A 17251-nucleotide genomic window follows, 5' to 3' on the forward strand; every position below is an offset into this window, starting at 1 on the left:
ATTAAATAATTTTTGGGATTGATATTGAAAAATGAACAGTTGCCTCTATGGTCTCATGATTGGTTTTAAACTTTTTACCCGAAGGTAAAATATCAATTTCACCACCATGGTTTTTTACTACCCGATTTATTAGATACCCACCCAGACCTTGGCCGGTAGAATCTCCTGATTTTTTACCATATTGCACATAATCGCTAATATAAAAGTTAGCAGGTAGAGGCTCCCCATCATTAATGAATTCAATTAAAGTTTTTTCCTTATCAGCAACCACATTTACAAGCAGATTGATGGTCTCCTTATTCCCTCCATGTCTTTCAATATTTACGACCATGTTTCTAACAACATATTCGAACTGGCTTGTGTCGATTACTGCATATACTTTTCTCTTACTTTCAGCTGATTCATTTATAAGAATCGTCCACTTTATTTTACCATTTGTTATTTCTTGTTTTAGACATCTTTCTAAAAAAGGTTTAAGTTCCACTTCAGTGGGCTTGAAATATCTCTCATCAGAGAACAGAATTCCTTTCATGTTCTCCATAACATCATATACCTGGTTAATTTTAGCAGCTGATGATTGCAACATTTCACCAATTGTGTCTGGCTCTGTTTCAACAATAGGAGTATCCATACCAATCTTATTGCGTTTCAAAAATTGTGGAAGAAGGTCAAAAAATCCTTCCGGACCTTTTAAAATATTGCCAATCTCATGCTTAAATGTTTGAAAAATATCAGTGTCTGTTATAGTTCTCTCTTCCGGTATTGTCGTAGTTGTACTCGTTACAGCAGATGAAGTGGTTGTAGTTGTTTGTATATAAGGTTCACTAAAATCAATCCTTGCACTATATATACGTTTTTGGTCTTCAAAAGATGGTAATTTTACTTTTACTGAAGCTAAATCAGCCCTTGAAATACTTCTTATTACAGAACCCTTTGCCAGTATATTCATTTGTTTAAATACATACTCAGCATTGAGTTCCTGAATAAGATATTCGGGATAAACTTCCCTATTATTAAACGTATATATAACAATGTTATCTGACACTTCAATTACAAAAGAGCCATCGAAGTAAGTAGGTTTGAAACTTCCACCTACTGTACCAATTAAAAATGCGGGTTCATCTAGAAGCCTCCCTCTTTTTCTGGTTGTATTAACACCAAGTTTCCCATCTGCATCAAGTTTATTCCCATTAAGCTCCGAGATTCTTACATATGGTACAGATATTCCTTCTCTCACTCTAATAGCAGAAAGCGGCTTTAAAAAAGATTTTAATGGAGTGTATTCTTTACCATAATTGGCCAGGTTCAGAATATAGCGCCCAAGGCTCAAATCATAATTATTATTACGAATCTCTTGGAATGACAAAATGTGCAAGGAAGACTTTTTAGCATAATTTCCTTTCGGCTCTTCAACATTTACATTCTGCGCTTCCGGGGAAAATTCCAATAATGAGATAATTTTATCCACTTCAAGTGTTATCGACTTATCTCTGTTGGTTATATAATAATCTTCTGTACTTGCATCAACGTATTTAATATGTTCCTTATAATCCACCTTGTCAAACACCAGCAAACAAGTCTTAACAGAGGAATGAAGCAGTATCTTTGTAGGAAGCGTTATTATGCTTTTCAGCCTACCACTTTCAATTATTTCTCGTCTGAAATCTTTTCCTTGCCGTGAATTTGCATAAAGAATGCCTTCATTTACTAAAAATACGGCTTTCCCCGATTCATTCAATTTCTTTAAAGATTCGGAAATAATATGCAGTGCTAGCTCAGTATAACGTCTCTCTGGGAAATAGGTCTGGTGAATCTTCGCACCAAATGGTAGATTACTTACAATAACATCGTAACTCTCGTTTCTTAAATCGCTAATCTCATCACAAGAATCGGTGCAATTGTAATTTAGTTCAAGCTGGTTAATTTCCGCAAAAAGCCTACCGTATTCAAAAATTTTCCTATCTATTTCTGAAGCTCTTATGTCTATTCCGAGTGTAGAATTTACCTCTAAGGCAGTTACCAAATTTAGAATTCCGGCTGCAGGATTATAAACCCTCGCTTCATCGATATTAGGAAGTAACTTTACAAATAGTTGAACAATTGATGTTGGTGTTGTATATAATCCATATCCTCTAAATTCCTCGGAGAGTAAAAATTCGAATAGACGGGAAGTGAATTTGTACCTTATCTTTCTATTAAAATAAAAATCTAGGTCTAGAGGATAAAGTAAATGGTCAAGTTCATATAAAATGAACTTACTGTTGGATTCAATATGTTGAATCTTCAGTTCCATTTCTTGGTCAGTGAAAGCGGGTTCAAATGCAGTAGCATACTTATAAATTATAATTCTATAAAGGTCAGGATACCTTCTTGAATTATCTCGTAGTAAATCTTTTAATTTTAAAATGAACGATTCAATCTGTAAATCTTCGGAAAGAATATAGTCTTTCCGAATCTCATACTTATCGGAATTTTCCGCAATGTATTTTTGTATAGTGTCAATTGAATATTTTGCACCTAGCCATTCATACGCATCTTTTAAATGAACCTTACCGTGCATTTTTATTAATAAATTATCTAAAGAATCTTGTATAGCCATACTTGTTATTTGTACTTACCAAAAGTATAATGATTCTGTGCAGTGTATATGCACATCAAATTAATATTTTTCTAAAGCCTTTTCTAAACGTTTTTTAATTTTACTTTTTAAGTCTTCTGGATTCACCACCCGAACCTTTTCGCCAAAAGCTAACAGTAAAGTCTCCAATTCATAATTGGGAATCAGTTCTAATTTTACAAGAAGCTCACCTGAATCTAATTGTGTACTTCGCTGTGACGCATGAATAGGTTTTGTGTTTATGTAATTAGCCTGCTCTTTTGTAAAAAGAAGCTCAATTTCTTCTATTTCTCCATTTTTCGGTGTTGTTACTCCAATAATATCATAAAAGTGTTCTTCCCAATCAATTTCAGTACTTACATATTCGAAAGATGATTCTTCAATTGATTCAATCCTATCTAGAGCCAAATTCCAGGTTGGAATTTGGAGCTTATCATTTAGTCCAAAAACAAACCACCTGTTATTGTATTGTTTCAAATGGTATGGGTGGAACAAAAGGGAGTAACTTGGCTTATCAAAAGGGTGATAGGTAATCTTTAGTACACGTTTGTTTTCAATCGCATTAAACAGAGGTAATATGTTATTATAACCGGAATAATCGATATTCGATTCAAACGACATGTTTTTTTTCTCAGACTGTGATAAACCAAATTCTGTTGTAAGCATTGGGCCAAGTTCATTTATCCATTCAAATTCCGGTGCACCTTCAAATCGTTGTAATATTGAAATGGCTCTTTTGATTTGTTCTGCTTCCGTTTGTGTTAACGGTTTTTTGTGAATTGAAAACTCCGCATCCTCATATCTGTAATATGCTTTTTTGCCATCTCGATATGAAACGATAGGTGCATCATAACCTTCCGGACTTCGCATAAAGCGAATATCATCACGTAATTGCCGGGTTTTAATTCCTTCCAATTCCGGGTCAAATTCCCAAATGGATTCATTTACAACTTCGATTAAATCTTCAAAATAAAACCTGCGTTGAAAATTGCTAAAGCATCTGTCAAGAGTGTTATATCGAAGTACAGCGTTTTTGTTGGTTGCCATAGTTGATTGTCTTTGTGCAGAACATCTGCATAAAATTAAAAATTATTCTGCCTCAATCATTCTCAATCAAACAAATTAATATCAACAAATGCTAGTGTTCTTTTATACCGGTAATTTTAATCAACAATAAAAAGGAAAGTAAAATATTTGGAATGCTTTACGGAGATAAATGGACATATGGTTTATTTAATTGTTTTACTGTGTATTATAATGTGTTAAATATACCGAATGTGACACTTTAACAATCGCGAGATTGATTCATCATAGTAGTATTTAATAACTCTGAACCATTTTAATCAGTCCAAGTTTTACAAAGCACTAATACAACTAAAGTAAAAAATTCCAAGATGACTTTTAGCGAAATAAACTATCATCATCTCCTGAATTCACTCCACTTTCTTTTTTGGCACTACCATTCTATATACAATGTATAACAACAATACTCCAAGTGCAATACCTCCAATTAAATCATCATATTTATGATAGACAAATCCGTTCATTATGGACGTATAAGAAGCAAACCAAAGAATTGGTAGAAATAATAGTTTAAGGATTGTTTTCATTGCTTAGTTTGTTGTAGTGTAATGCAATATACGCAATTATTATACCATTAAAAACCAATTGTTTTTCCTTTCATCGCAGAAGTATCTACAACCAGCTCACGTTTGTAGGCCATGAAACTTTTATAATCCCGGTGTCCGGTCAAGCTCATTACTTCCTGGTCTGTATACCCGGCCATTAATAAGTTTACCACACGTGTGTGCTTCCACCCGTAAAGGGTATATTTATTATCGAGCCCTAATTTATCCTTAATGGGTTTGTACCGTTCTGAAAAATAATCTTTGTGTACCTTATTTGCCGATGGAACTCCTGATTTTCCAAATACATAATAATCTTGTGGGAGTTTCATTATTCCCATTGACAAAATTAAATCTTTAAGCTCATCACATATCGGCACAAGCCTGTCACCGGTTTTTGCTGTTGGCCCTATTGCTTTAATTTGCCGGGCTTCGAGATCAATATGTTTTATTTGGAGCAATCTGATTTCCCTGGTTCGCATGCAGCTGTAATAAATCCAGTTTACATACCGGAAAAGTTCAGGCATGTGTTCAAGTTCTCGTTTAACCATATTGACGACGGTTGGAGAATAATAGCGGTTTTTTTCTGCCCTGTCCTTTTTAAATTCGATATCGCCTAATTCGAGATGATAGCTGACTTCTTTATTCTCCTTGCGTTCCAGTTTTAACATGCGCGAAAACAAGGTATTGAAAAATCTTAAGTGGTTGTTATACGTTCTTGGTGTCCAGCCTTCTTCATCAAATGACTCATCTAAAAATCCGAGAATTGTATTTTCTGATATTTCTGAGGCCATTAATTCTTCCATTTCGTTTTCCTCTAACCAGGAAGAAAAATTTGTGATGAAGGTATTGTATGTACGAACCGTATTGTTGGAGAGATTTTTCTTAATGCAGTATTCCTGAAAGTTTTTAATTCCTTCGATAATTGTCCACATTGGAACAACTCCCTCTGTTCTTTCTATACCCTCAATTTTCTTTGTAATTGATTTCGCGAACTGTTCTTCCATTCCGGCAAAGAAAGGGTCAAAACCAGCTTTTAAAGCCCTTTTTACTTCTTTTAGTAGTGACTGGGCTTCTTGTTCTCTTTCATCCAGATCCCGGATATAATTAATTCCAGCTGAAATCTCAAAACGCTTGTATTTACCCGGTGTGTCAGGATATTCATAGGGAAGTGCAATAAACCAACCTCTTTTAGCCCGGACAATCTTTGGTTCTTTATATTTCTTTTTGATTGCCATTTCTTTGATGCTTGCTGCAAGACTTTGCGAAGGTAGTGGATTTGGTGGGACTTTTGGTGGGAGTTCTGATATTCTACTCATAATTTTTTGTAATTACTTGAATATCAGAACTTCCAAAAGTACCCGGGGCGGGAATCGAACCCGCACTCTGTTGCCAGAACTGGATTTTGAATCCAGCGCGTCTACCAATTCCGCCACCCGGGCTTGAATTAGCGTTGCAAAAGTAATGGATTTTTTTTGAGCTCAAAGCAAAAATCGAAAAAATTTTCACTTAAAACGTGTAACGAATCGAAAATGCTCCTCCATCACCCCAAAACCCGGAGTGCCCAAATACGTTCCATGCCGGTTTCCAGTCCAAACTTAAGGCAAACGGAACTTCCACAAAACTATATTCCAACCCTAAAATTCCGTCAATACCAATCACCGTATAGGTTTTATCATGATGTCCCCAATTAACATGGTCGCCATCCCAAAACCCGAGATGTCCACCAAAACCATAATACCAGCTCAAGCCATCAACAGCAAAGGGATGGTTATGCACTTCATACAAGCCAGTCAGATTAAAGCCCTGCCAGCGGGTTGACAAAATTCCTTCCAATGCTGAATTGTTACTCAGAAAGTGCTTCACAGTTACCCCACTCGAGAAACCGCCTCGCAGACCAATCCCGGTGTTGTAATCTTGCGCCCAGGCAGCTCCGGACAATAATAAGCTAAGTGCAAATCCTAAAATTATCTTTCTCATTCGATCTCTTTTTATAATTCGTAATTTCTTCTCAAATATTTTTTCTTGCAGAAATTGCAAGCAACGCATCAAAAATAATGGTTCTAAATCCAATCGCCAATTTCACCTCCCCTACCATAAAACCTGTACTTCATGTAACAAGCACGGCTTCTACCCTATCCCCGCATTCTTTTATTCCGAAGAATATTTTCTTTGCATAACATCTGTATTTTTTGATACCTTAGCCTGAAATCAGATGGACTGAAGGTAAAAAGCATGATGCTAGTCAACGAGAAAGCCCTCTTTAACAAGCTAACACAAGGCGACGAAAAAGCGTTTGAAACCCTATTCAATGCTTACTATGCGCCACTTTGCCTTTACGCCAGCCATGTTTTATCCAACGACGAAAAAGCCGAAGAAATTGTTCAGGAATTGTTTGTTTATCTATGGAGCCAGCGTAACAGTCTGACGATAAACAGCTCCTTGAGAAGCTATTTGTTTCGCTCAGTAAAAAACCAGTGCATTAACTGGATCCAGCACCTCAAAATCCGGGAAAAACATGCTTCAAAAATGAAAGAAACAGCACTTCGCGAATACCAGGAGGCCGACTATTTTCTGGAAGTTGGACTGGCGGAAAAGATCGAAGAAAGCATCAACTCCCTTCCAGAGAAACGCCGACAAATTTTTAAACTTAGCCGCGAACAAGGATTAAAATACCAGGAAATTGCCGACCAAATGGGCCTGTCGGTTAAAACTGTTGAAACCCACATGGGCCTTGCCTTAAAACAACTTCGCGAAAAGCTTAGCGACTACAAAGACTACTTCATCGGACTAGCCCTGTTTAAAATAAACAAACGATAAATTCAGGGTATTTTACTTCTGGCTTGTCTTTAAGGTGATGAAAACAAACAAAGACATCAGGCAAAAGGATTGGGAATTATTGGCCCGGGAACTTTTTGATGCACCCGGTGAGCCCTTCCAACAAGCTGAAATTGACGAAGCCGAAAAGGAAAAACTGAGTCGATTGGCACAGAAAATTGATCTGCATCTTCAGCTCAAAAAATACGACACCTCCCGGGCTTTCAGCCAGGTGAAGACACACATCCACACCGAACGCGCCAAACCAGCTAGCCGGCTCATACCGCTGCGGTTGATTAAAATTGCTGCAGCAGTCCTTCTGGCCATCCTCATTGGCGGTTCGGCCTACTGGGTTGGCCAACAAAAGCACAGCGAGGCACACATGGCCGAAGTTGTGGTTGACGATTCAGGACTTTCTCAAATTGAACTGTCGGATGGCACAGTGGTCACCCTGAACCGGGATACAAAAATTAATTATCCCGACAAATTTGGCAACGAAAACCGGGAAGTCTCTATTGAAGGAGAAGCCTTTTTCGAAGTGACACCTAATCGCAACAAACCATTCATCATTCATGCGGGGGAAGCAACCGTCAAGGTTCTGGGAACCAGCTTTACGGTTAATGCCTACCCGCAGAATGATCGGGTTGAAGTGATTGTGGCCTCCGGCAAAGTGCAAGTCTCTAAGCAACAAGCGATGGAAGATATCATTCTCGATCCGGGAGACAAAGGAACGCTTCTAACCGCCAGCAAGCAACTGATCAAAAGCCAAAATGCCGATCCCAACTTTTTAGCCTGGAAAACGCGTACGCTGGTGTTTAACGAAAGTTCACTGAACGACGTGATCAAACAATTAAACAAGGTGTACCGGGTTCATATTGAAATTGAAGACCATAGCCTGGACAACCTGCTCTTAAATGCCCATTTTGAAAAAGAGCCCCTCGATTTTATCCTTGAAGTGATTTCAACAACACACGGATTGAAAGTCGACATCCGGAATGGGAACTACCTGTTGAAGAAAGATGCTTAATCAGAAACATTCAAGCCATGAAAACACAAAACATACAAGCCGCCGTTTCATTATTCACTTCCATCCTGCTGTTCTTCGTGATGGCCTTGCCATTGGCAGCTCAGGAAGAAAGACAAGGAGACCCCATCTTGGATCAAAATATCAGCCTCTATGCTGAAAACGAATCCTTGAGTAAGGTCGTGGAACAAATTTGCAACTACCTGGATCTGGATTATTCCTATAACTCGGAACTCCTTCAAGGAAAAAACATTACACTTAACATTTCAAACAAGCCTATCCGCTATGTTTTGGATAAGCTGATGAAAGACTTCTACCTGATTTTTGAAATTGAAAACAACCTACTTGTGGTGCGTGACTATGTCCCGCTAAAAGAAAGCGTTGACTACGAAAAAAAAATGCGCTTCAAGCCCAGCAAGAACCGGTTTGAATTTCAGAATCCGAGGCAGAAATCCATCACCTTCAAATTTAAATCAGCCAGTAACCTCATCATCATTCCGGTGCAGATCAATGAGTCTGACACCTTGAATTTCATTCTGGATACCGGTGTACGCACCCCCATTATTACAGAATTGCCCTACGTAAACAAGCTAAACCTGAACCTGCTGCAACCCGTCAACATCAGAGGGCTGGGCGAAGGCAGCACGCTTACTGCCTACCGCTCGGGCAACAACACCATGAAAATTGACGGGCTGGTGGCCTGGAACCAGGAAGTGCACATGGTGATCAACGACAACTTCCAGATTTCGCAAATTCTGGGAATCCCTGTGCATGGATTAATTGGCTTCGACCTCTTCAAGGACTTTGTTGTGGAAATTGATTATGATGCCCAAAAGCTGACGGTAACCAAGCCAAAACATTACCGCGACCGGGTAAGAAACAGGGACATTGTAATGCCTCTGCACTTTGAGCACAACAAACCGTACGTGCGCACAACCATCATGACCGACGACAACAAGGAAGTACCCGTAAAACTGCTGGTTGATACAGGCGCCAGTGATGCCATCTGGCTATCAACCAAGTCCGACGATCGCATTAACATTCCGGAAAACAGTATCGAAACCTTCCTGGGGAAAGGGCTTAGCGGCGACTTACACGGACGAAAAGGCCGGATTGGCGGCATTTGGGTGGGACCACTCATCCTAACCGAACCCATTGTAGCCTTCCCTCACAACGATATGATTGAGGAACTGATTGTTGCCAACGACAGGAACGGAACGCTGGGCGCCGAAATTCTGAAGCGCTTTTACGTCACACTCGACTATCCCAATCACCAAATCAAGCTCCGCCCCACCAGCAAGGTGAAAGATGACTTCAACTACAACATGAGCGGCATGGAAGTATATAATCCCATGCCCGGAGTCCCCATTTACACCATTGACAACATCCGGGAAAATTCGCCTGCAGACCTGGCCGGACTACAGGTTAATGACCAAATTATATCACTCAACAACACCAGTCATAAATCACTATCTTTGAATGACATCAACCTGTTGTTACAAAGCAAGGAAGACCGAAAAATTAAGATGAAAGTACTACGGGATGGAAACGAAATAAAAACGAGTTTTCAACTGGAAAAAATCTTTTAGTGAAACCCAAAAACCTGATAACTAACCTGCTGCTCCTGTTTCTGCCATTTTCAATTTATGCGCAGGAGCAGCAAGTCATTAACCTCCAGGCCAAGGTCAGCGTTCAGGTGGAGCATGGCCCGCTTCTGGATCTTCTCAATCAGATATCAAGCCAAACCGGCATCTACTTTTCCTACGATCCCATGCTTGTCAACACCGACAAACTCATCTCTATTCACCAGCAAAATCAACCGCTGGAGGCTGTTTTAAAAGCTGTGTTCAACCAAAAATATCACTTCAACCTGCTCAAGAACCAGCTAATCATTACTTCGCGAAAAGCTTCTGCCACCAGCCAGATCTCCACCCAACCACCTTCGATCCGCTATAATTTATCCGGCTCCTTGCAGGACAGCCAAAGCCGCGAATTGATTCCCTATGGAAGCATCTCGGTGCTGGGACATCCCTTTGGCACCATTTCCAACGTAGATGGTGAATTTAACCTGAAGATACCACCTGAATATGAATCGGACACCCTGGTGATTTCGTGCATGGGCTATGCCCGCCGCTACCTGTTGCTGGACACCCTTCAGCACAACCCGCTCAACATCCGGCTCGATCCGGTTGAAATTAAACTGCGGGAAGTCAAAGTCACAGCCGTCGATGCGCTTCAAATCATGGATAAGCTGGATGAGAACATTGCGCAAAACTACCCCACCAACAACCAGCTGATGACCTCCTTTTACCGCGAAGTCCTAAAGCAGGACAATGACTACATCAATGTTTCAGAGGCCATTATGGATATTTTGAAGATCGATTACACCAACCGGTTCCGCGAAGACCAAATTCGCTTTTTGAAAGGACGCAAAAGTCCGGAAGTGGAGCCCTCGTTCCACCTGGTTGATTTCAAAATGCAAGGCGGGCCCTATTACATCAACAAGCTGGATGTCATTAAAACCATGGATTCGTTCATCGACAAAGAATTCCGCAACTATTACAGCTATGCCGTTGAGCAAGTCATCAGCTATGAAAACCGCCCAACCTATGTTGTCCTGTTTAAGCCTAACGCCAAGATTGACAACCTGACCTATGAAGGCAAGCTATATGTTGATCAGGAAACCTTTGCCTTGGTTCATGCTGAATTCAGCCTGAGCCGGGACGGGAAAAAAAGTGCCCGTCGATCATTAATCAAGAAAAAGCCCCACGGATTCCGGGTTCGTCCCATCGATCTGGATTATTCGGTCAGCTACAAGCAACATCATAATAAATGGTATTTCAGCACCGCCCAGGCCTCTGTAAAGTTTCATGTCAAAAGCCGGCACGACAAAATCAATTCCGTCTTTCACAGCGTGTCAGACCTTTTGGTAACTGATCATCGTGCAACCAACTTGAGGCGCTTTAAACGACAGGAAAACTTCAATTCTTCGGATATTTTCAGTGAAATTATTTCAGATTACGATGAAGATTTCTGGGGAAATTACAATGTAATCAAACCCAGTGAAGACCTACGAAAAGCATTGAAAAAAGCGTCTCAAACAGGAAGCGTGCCACAGCCCCACCCTCAACCACTAACCACTCAAAACAACCAACCATGAGAACCAGTCTGCTATTCCTTTGCCTGACAATTAGCGCACTAAGTACATCAGCACAAACCAATGTCATTGAAAACGTCGCTCAAAAGCTTCGTGCGTATTACCAATTTTACCCCATTGAGAAGGTGCAGCTCACTGCCGACAAGGAAGTTTACCAGCCTCGGGAAACCATCTGGTTTTCCATGCTTATTACCGATGCCACCGGGCAAACCAGAACCCCTTTCAGCAACGAGTGCCAGGTAGAACTTTACTCCAGCCAAGGCGAGCGTCTTGCCGGCGATGTTTACCGTACCCACTCCGGTCCCATAAAAGGCGACCTGCTCCTTCCTGAAAACCTGCAGGAAGGAAGCTATGTTTTGGTAGCCCGACCAAACCTGCTCAATTCGGCCGATGAAGCATTTTACAAGCGAATTGACATCAACTTCAAAAACGAAAATGCGTTCAGACTTCAGGAGATGGAAGTGTCCAACACGGAGCAGGCCAATGCTTACTCCTTCCGGCTTACCAACATGCAGGGCGATCCGGCAAAAAAAGAAAAGCTGGAAGCTACATTGTATAATGGTTCCGAAATGATTCAGAAACAAAAATTCCGAACCGACACTGGAGGCCAAGCCTCAGTAAACCTGAACTTTTCGGATCAAAATTTTGAACGCCCGCTCAGTCTAACGCTCAACTCCAGGAGACAGGAGCTAAACTACACCACAACACTTCCCGTCAAGGATGAAACCCTTGATATTTCTATTTATCCAGAAGGAGGGCAGTTGGTCGCTGGAACACAAAACCTAGGCTTCACCATACACAACCAATTGGGGCAGCCAGTGCTGGGCACAGCAACAATCACGGATGAGCACGGCAACAAGCTTGCACAAGGCAAGACCCCAACGCCGGGCTTTGGCATTGTTCCGGCAAACTTTGAAAAAGACGGGCAATACAGCCTGGAAGTTACCAGCCAGACTGGAACAAATGAAATCATTGCACTACCTCCGATTCAGGAGGCCATCGCCTTGTCGGTTATCCGAACCGATGGAGCTTTCATTTATGCGAACCTCATTCCTCCCTCATCTGTACAGAATGAACCCATCTACCTGATTGCCAATAAAGGTGAACACATCTTCTGGGCTTCGAAACTCACCCCCTCGGGCCCTACCCGTCTAAAGATTCCGAAGAAAGACTTGCCCAATGGAATCAACCAGCTAACAGTTTTCAATCAGGAAGAACAGGTGCTGGCCACCCGACTGGTGTATGTTGATCAGGAAGCTGAACAACCTTTTGAACTTACAGCTCCCCGAGAGGTAAAGGCAGGCGAGGTATTTCACTTTACCTTGAAAACAAACGAAACAGAAGCTTCTCTTCCCGAAGTAAGCCTTGGCATCAGTGCTGCTGAAGAAAGCAAAGACTGGCCGACACAATGGGCTCCATGGCTTGCCATCAACGCCGACCTGGAGAAGCCCCTGACTGAAGCCTCCAAGCTCCTGCAATCGCCCAATAGGGAAACCAGCATGAACTACCTGCTCATTGCCAATCGCATGAAAAATGCCTCTTGGTCACGCATTCTGAATTTTGACCGCGAACGGGAACAAAGCAAACACCTGCAATCCGGTGTGTCGGGCCAAATTGTTAACCAAAGCAATGAACCGGTTGCCAATGCCAAAGTCAGTTTCATTCATGCTCAAAACATGCAAATCATTCAGGCATCAACAGATGGAAACGGAACCTTCTTCCAACAAGCAATAGCCGCCAAAGACCTGAAAAACTTCGCCGTAAAAGCTATTGGTCCCGATGGCAATGAAAACCTCACGGTCAAATTTGACTTGTCGCTGACGGAGCAAATTACAGAGCAGGTGCAGCATTTCATTCAAACCAGGGCACTGGACAAGCAAGCCCAGTTCAGCCCCGAATTCTACGAACAAAATAAAGCACTATTTACTCCGGTCAAACGACCGGAAAATAACCTGCCTAAAAGCGAGCCTTCCTACAAAAAATACCTGATGACGGGCACTCCGGTGCTCGAAGTACTAAAAACCATCAAATCCTACCGGCTGGAAGGAGACAAAATTATTTTCCCGGGAGGAACAAATTCCATCAATGCTCAGGACGGAGCACTGATTGTTCTGGACGGTCATAAGCTGGGGACCAGCTCATCGGTGCTGAACACCATCAGCCCACAAGACATTGAGTCCATCAACGTATCGACCAGCCCGGTGGACATCCAACGCTACACCGGCTTAAATTCAGTTGGACTAATTGAAATCCGCACCAAGCGAGGAGAGCCACTCGAAGAACCTACCACCAAAAAAACAGAAAGTTTATATGAAAATGGCTACCGTATTCCACGCGATTTTTGGCAGCAGAAAGCCGAACATCCCAAACAGCAGCCAACGACACTCTTTTGGAATCCCGCTGTAAAACTGTCCCCTCTCAATCATTCTGAATTTGAGGTGAATGCCGGACATGTTTTGGGCAAGTTTATCCTGCGGGCCGATATCATCGATCCCCATGGGCAAATCAACACCTTAACGCATGTTTTTGAGATTGTTCCCTGAGCACTAGACCAAAACATCCAACAGTTGATCGACTGAGATTGGGGTCAAGCCGACCTCCACTTTTTTGAGCTTTCCGCTTAGCTCCTCAAAGTCATGCCGTGTACCGAGCAAGGAATTGGTGAGTAAAATAGCTTGTGTATTAGAAATCCGTCCTTGAAAGTCGATGGAGTTGATGATTCCCTTCACCACTTGTAAGGAAAAAGAAATCAACTGACCATCCATTTCTACTTGGTTGGTATAGGTATACTTGGGCGAGTAACCATAAATCCAGTCCCAGGTTGTGTACTTTTCTTCCCGCAATTGCTGAATGGCCTGAAGATCTTCTTCCGAAAACTGATACACACGTTGCTCAGGATATGTTTTCCGGATTCCCTCAAAAATGAAATCCGAAAACTGGCCAACCGTCATCGGTGTTTTCAAATAATCGGAAATGTTGGTCACCTCGCTGCGATTCGACTGAACGGCTTTGTCTTTAAAGCGTGACAGATCAACTTTCAGGGCATTCCGCAGCTGGCTCAATTCGCTATTGAAAAGCAAAGTACCATGATGCAATACCCGCTTTTTAAAAACATGCTCCGCATTGCCCGATATCTTCTTTCCATCCAGCAGCAAATCATTTCGCCCGGTAGTATAAGCTTCAAGCCCAAGCTCCTTCATAACAGCCACAATCGGTTGTGTGAATGTTTTAAAGTTAACCTGATCAATGCGGTCAACCGTTTGAATGAAAGTAAAATTCAGGTTTCCCGGATCATGAAACACGGTCCCTCCACCCGAAATACGGCGTGCAATTTTGATCTTATTGTCAGCCACATACCGATGGTTAATTTCCGCCAAGGCATTCTGGTGTTTGCCCACAACAATCGAACGTTCTCCTTGCCAAAGCATGAAAACATCTTCCGTGGAATTTTTCAGCAAATACTCCTCTGCTGCCAGGTTAAAGTAAGGATCAGTTCCCTTTTGTTGAATACAAATCACACTCATGAAGTAAAGGTAATTAAAATTCCAGAATGATTCCGATGGTTGGCAGAACGGTTCCGGCTGTGTTTTCTACCCTTTCCAGCACATAACGGGTACCATTGTCGGTCGTTACAAACTGGCCATTGGCATCCTGCTTTCGCACCAAAATATCTTTATCCTGATTCTGGAAATTATACAAATTTTGAATGTCGATATAGAATTTAGCCGTGATCTTATCCAGGTAATAGGCCTTGTCAATCCGCACGTCCAACTGATGAAAAGCATCAAAGCGCCGAGTGTTCCACCGATCCGGATCCAGGTAAGGCCCTCCAGTCTGATTCCAAGCCTCAATCAAGCTTGAGCGATCCAGATCATAAGGTGTGTAAGGCAGCCCGCCTACATAGCGCCAGCGAAGGCCGACCTGCCAGTCTCGTTTCAGTTTCTTCGTGCTGGTCAGCACCACTAAATGGCGACTATCCCAACTCGACACCAGCTTCTCCCCATTTTTATCATCAAACTCGCTGCGTACCCAAGTGTAGGACAAGTTCAGGTTGAAGTTATTGGACGATGCCACCCGGGTTTGAAATTCAGCCCCATAAGCCCTTCCCTCCGAAATGGAACGCACCTCTTCATTGCCCACAACACCATAATCCGCTCCCAGGTTGGCCAAGCTAATGGAATCCCTCATTGAAAACGGATAATCGGAGTACTTCTTCAGAAAACCTTCCACCGAAAATAAAACATTCGGACGCGGCCGGTATTCAACTCCTCCAATCAGATGATCAGCCTGAATGTATTTTAAATCATTGGTTTTATTGATGAACTCACCATTCTCTTGATAACCTAAGGCGGTGTAAGGCGGCAACTGGAAGTACCGGCCCGTGTTGAAATTCAGGCTCCAATGAGGCGCCAGCTGGTAGGAAGCCGACAGCCGGGGCGAAACCTGATCAAGGAGCGAGCTCATACTAGACGAGTAACTGTTGGCGTCCAGGCGAATACCCAAAGAAAGGGTCAGCCGATCCCCCAGCACCTTGTTGCTGGCATGCCCAAAAATGCCCCATTTCACCAGGTTCAACTTCGTGTCAAAGTTGACATCCAACACACCCTCCGGATAGTAGCGCTTTTGGGTGGTTGAATTGGTATAGGTTACAAAATCCAGGTTGGCTCCAAAGTTTAGCTTCACTTGTCCAAAGCGAGCCGTATTTTCATAGCGAAACTTGTTTTCAATTTCTTCCGATTCATAGTCCAGTGTTTTGTTGGCTTCCGAGCTATCATCGTTGTCCAGGTATTTGTAAGCTGAATTATTGAGGTGGCTGCGGCTGGCGACCAGCGTTTGATAACCATTGTCCCGAAAATGCTTGTAAACCGCGCCTACCGTATAAGTCCACTGCTCATTTTGAGGTAAAAAGGCCAAAATGTAGCGTTGCTGTGCATCCGGCTCTTCCAAATCAAGGTTAAGTGCAAACTTGTCAATAGCTCCCAAGCCAATAAAGGTTAGCTCATTCTTGGCATCAAGCTTGGTTTTCAGTTTGAATTGAAAATCGTTAAAGGTTGGCAAAAACGGAAGCTCCAGCAAGCTAAACAGCAGCTGCAGATAGGACCGGCGGGCAGAAACAATGTAAGTGGTATTGTCGCCTAAAGGCCCATCAATGGTACCTGTCACTTCCGAGGCTCCCACCGAAGCCTGCGCCCGCAGCCGGTCCGCGTTGCCATCAACCTGATAAAACTCAAACACCCCACTCAGCGCGTTTCCCCGGTTGGCCGGAAATGCTCCGGAAAAATAGTTCACTTCACGCAGCAAATCAGCATTGATAATGCCCACAGGTCCACCCGAAGCTCCTTGCGTTGCAAAGTGGTTGATGTTTGGCACTTCTACCCCATCCAGAAAAAAGCGGCTTTCGGAAGGCCCACCACCTCGGATAATGATGTCGTTGCGAAATGAGGGAGTTGACTGCACCCCGGCAAAAGACTGAATGACCTTGGAGATATCGCGATTGGCTCCGGGGCTGTTCTCAATTTCTGAAATCCCAATATTTTTTAAGGAAAGCGGGCTTTCTTCCGTCTTTCGGAACAAGGACGCCGAAACCGTTACCTCATCAAGTTCGGTGTTGCTTTTTTCCAGTTCAACATCAAAATAGGTTGTTTTCAGGTTACTCACTTCCACCTCCGGCGAGATGACCTCCTCATAGCCAACAAACGAAACCTTCAAACGAATGAAGCCTGGAGTCAGGCCTGTCAGAAAATAACGCCCCTGCTCATCTGTCACCGTCCCCAGAGAAGATCCGGCAACGACCACATTCACAAAAGGCAGGCTTTCATTACTTTCCGCATCATAAATCCGCCCTTGCACAGCGGCCTTCTGCGCCCAGGCAGAATGCACGACAAGCAACAAAGCAAGCGTTAAGATAAAAGTTACTTTATTTCGCATCATTTGTTGAATCATTATCTTTGTTTATCAAAAATCCGGAGCTCTTTAATTGTTTAAACAGCAACCGGAATAATTAAACAAAA

At 42.4% G+C, this 17251-nt stretch carries 11 protein-coding genes and 1 tRNA gene; 5 read left to right on the forward strand and 7 right to left on the reverse strand.

What is annotated here, in order from left to right:
• Position 1: 1 nt before the first annotated feature.
• The 5 genes from ACRD6K_RS08980 to ACRD6K_RS09000 form a co-directional block, all read right to left on the reverse strand.
• On the reverse strand, positions 2 to 2599 hold the full coding sequence (locus tag ACRD6K_RS08980) for an N-6 DNA methylase (RefSeq protein WP_430972980.1): 2598 nt from the start codon (positions 2597 to 2599) through the stop codon (positions 2 to 4).
• A gap of 60 nt (positions 2600 to 2659) precedes the next feature.
• Positions 2660 to 3664, reverse strand: a complete 1005-nt coding sequence (locus ACRD6K_RS08985; protein ID WP_430972981.1) for a helix-turn-helix transcriptional regulator — start codon at positions 3662 to 3664, stop codon at positions 2660 to 2662.
• Between the two features lie 610 nt (positions 3665 to 4274).
• Complete coding sequence (locus tag ACRD6K_RS08990; protein WP_430972982.1) at positions 4275 to 5561, reverse strand: tyrosine-type recombinase/integrase; 1287 nt, start codon at positions 5559 to 5561, stop codon at positions 4275 to 4277.
• A 39-nt stretch (positions 5562 to 5600) separates the two neighbouring features.
• Positions 5601 to 5684: transfer RNA gene (locus ACRD6K_RS08995), tRNA-Leu, on the reverse strand.
• Positions 5685 to 5751: 67 nt separating this feature from the next.
• Positions 5752 to 6222, reverse strand: a complete 471-nt coding sequence (locus ACRD6K_RS09000) for a hypothetical protein (RefSeq protein WP_430972983.1) — start codon at positions 6220 to 6222, stop codon at positions 5752 to 5754.
• A gap of 255 nt (positions 6223 to 6477) precedes the next feature.
• Here ACRD6K_RS09000 and ACRD6K_RS09005 point away from each other — a divergent pair, with 255 nt between their 5' ends.
• Genes ACRD6K_RS09005 through ACRD6K_RS09025 form a run of 5 tightly spaced genes read left to right on the forward strand, consistent with a single transcriptional unit; the run spans position 6478 to position 13783 of the window.
• The gene (locus ACRD6K_RS09005; RefSeq protein ID WP_299578603.1) at positions 6478 to 7062 is read left to right on the forward strand and encodes an RNA polymerase sigma-70 factor; all 585 of its coding nucleotides are present in this window, start codon (positions 6478 to 6480) and stop codon (positions 7060 to 7062) included.
• Positions 7063 to 7099: 37 nt separating this feature from the next.
• Positions 7100 to 8086, forward strand: a complete 987-nt coding sequence (locus ACRD6K_RS09010) for a FecR family protein (RefSeq protein ID WP_430972984.1) — start codon at positions 7100 to 7102, stop codon at positions 8084 to 8086.
• A 17-nt stretch (positions 8087 to 8103) separates the two neighbouring features.
• Positions 8104 to 9672 (forward strand): PDZ domain-containing protein, encoded by a 1569-nt coding sequence (locus tag ACRD6K_RS09015; protein ID WP_430972985.1) that lies wholly within the window; start codon positions 8104 to 8106, stop codon positions 9670 to 9672.
• On the forward strand, positions 9672 to 11243 hold the full coding sequence (locus ACRD6K_RS09020) for a carboxypeptidase-like regulatory domain-containing protein (protein WP_430972986.1): 1572 nt from the start codon (positions 9672 to 9674) through the stop codon (positions 11241 to 11243). Before ACRD6K_RS09015 ends, ACRD6K_RS09020 begins: the two co-directional genes overlap by 1 nt.
• A complete protein-coding gene (locus ACRD6K_RS09025; protein ID WP_430972987.1) occupies positions 11240 to 13783 on the forward strand; it encodes a carboxypeptidase-like regulatory domain-containing protein in 2544 nt (847 codons plus the stop codon). Before ACRD6K_RS09020 ends, ACRD6K_RS09025 begins: the two co-directional genes overlap by 4 nt.
• Before the next feature lie 3 nt (positions 13784 to 13786).
• On the opposite strand, the gene lplA is transcribed toward ACRD6K_RS09025, so the two are convergent.
• Positions 13787 to 14764 carry a lipoate--protein ligase gene (lplA, locus tag ACRD6K_RS09030; protein WP_299578593.1) on the reverse strand — a complete coding sequence of 326 codons (978 nt, stop codon included), beginning with the start codon at positions 14762 to 14764 and terminating at the stop codon, positions 13787 to 13789.
• A 13-nt stretch (positions 14765 to 14777) separates the two neighbouring features.
• A complete protein-coding gene (locus ACRD6K_RS09035) occupies positions 14778 to 17171 on the reverse strand; it encodes a TonB-dependent receptor (protein WP_430972988.1) in 2394 nt (797 codons plus the stop codon).
• Positions 17172 to 17251 lie beyond the last annotated feature (80 nt).

The sequence above is a fragment of the Sunxiuqinia rutila genome (genome assembly GCF_050589705.1).
Lineage (GTDB): Bacteria > Bacteroidota > Bacteroidia > Bacteroidales > Prolixibacteraceae > Sunxiuqinia > Sunxiuqinia rutila.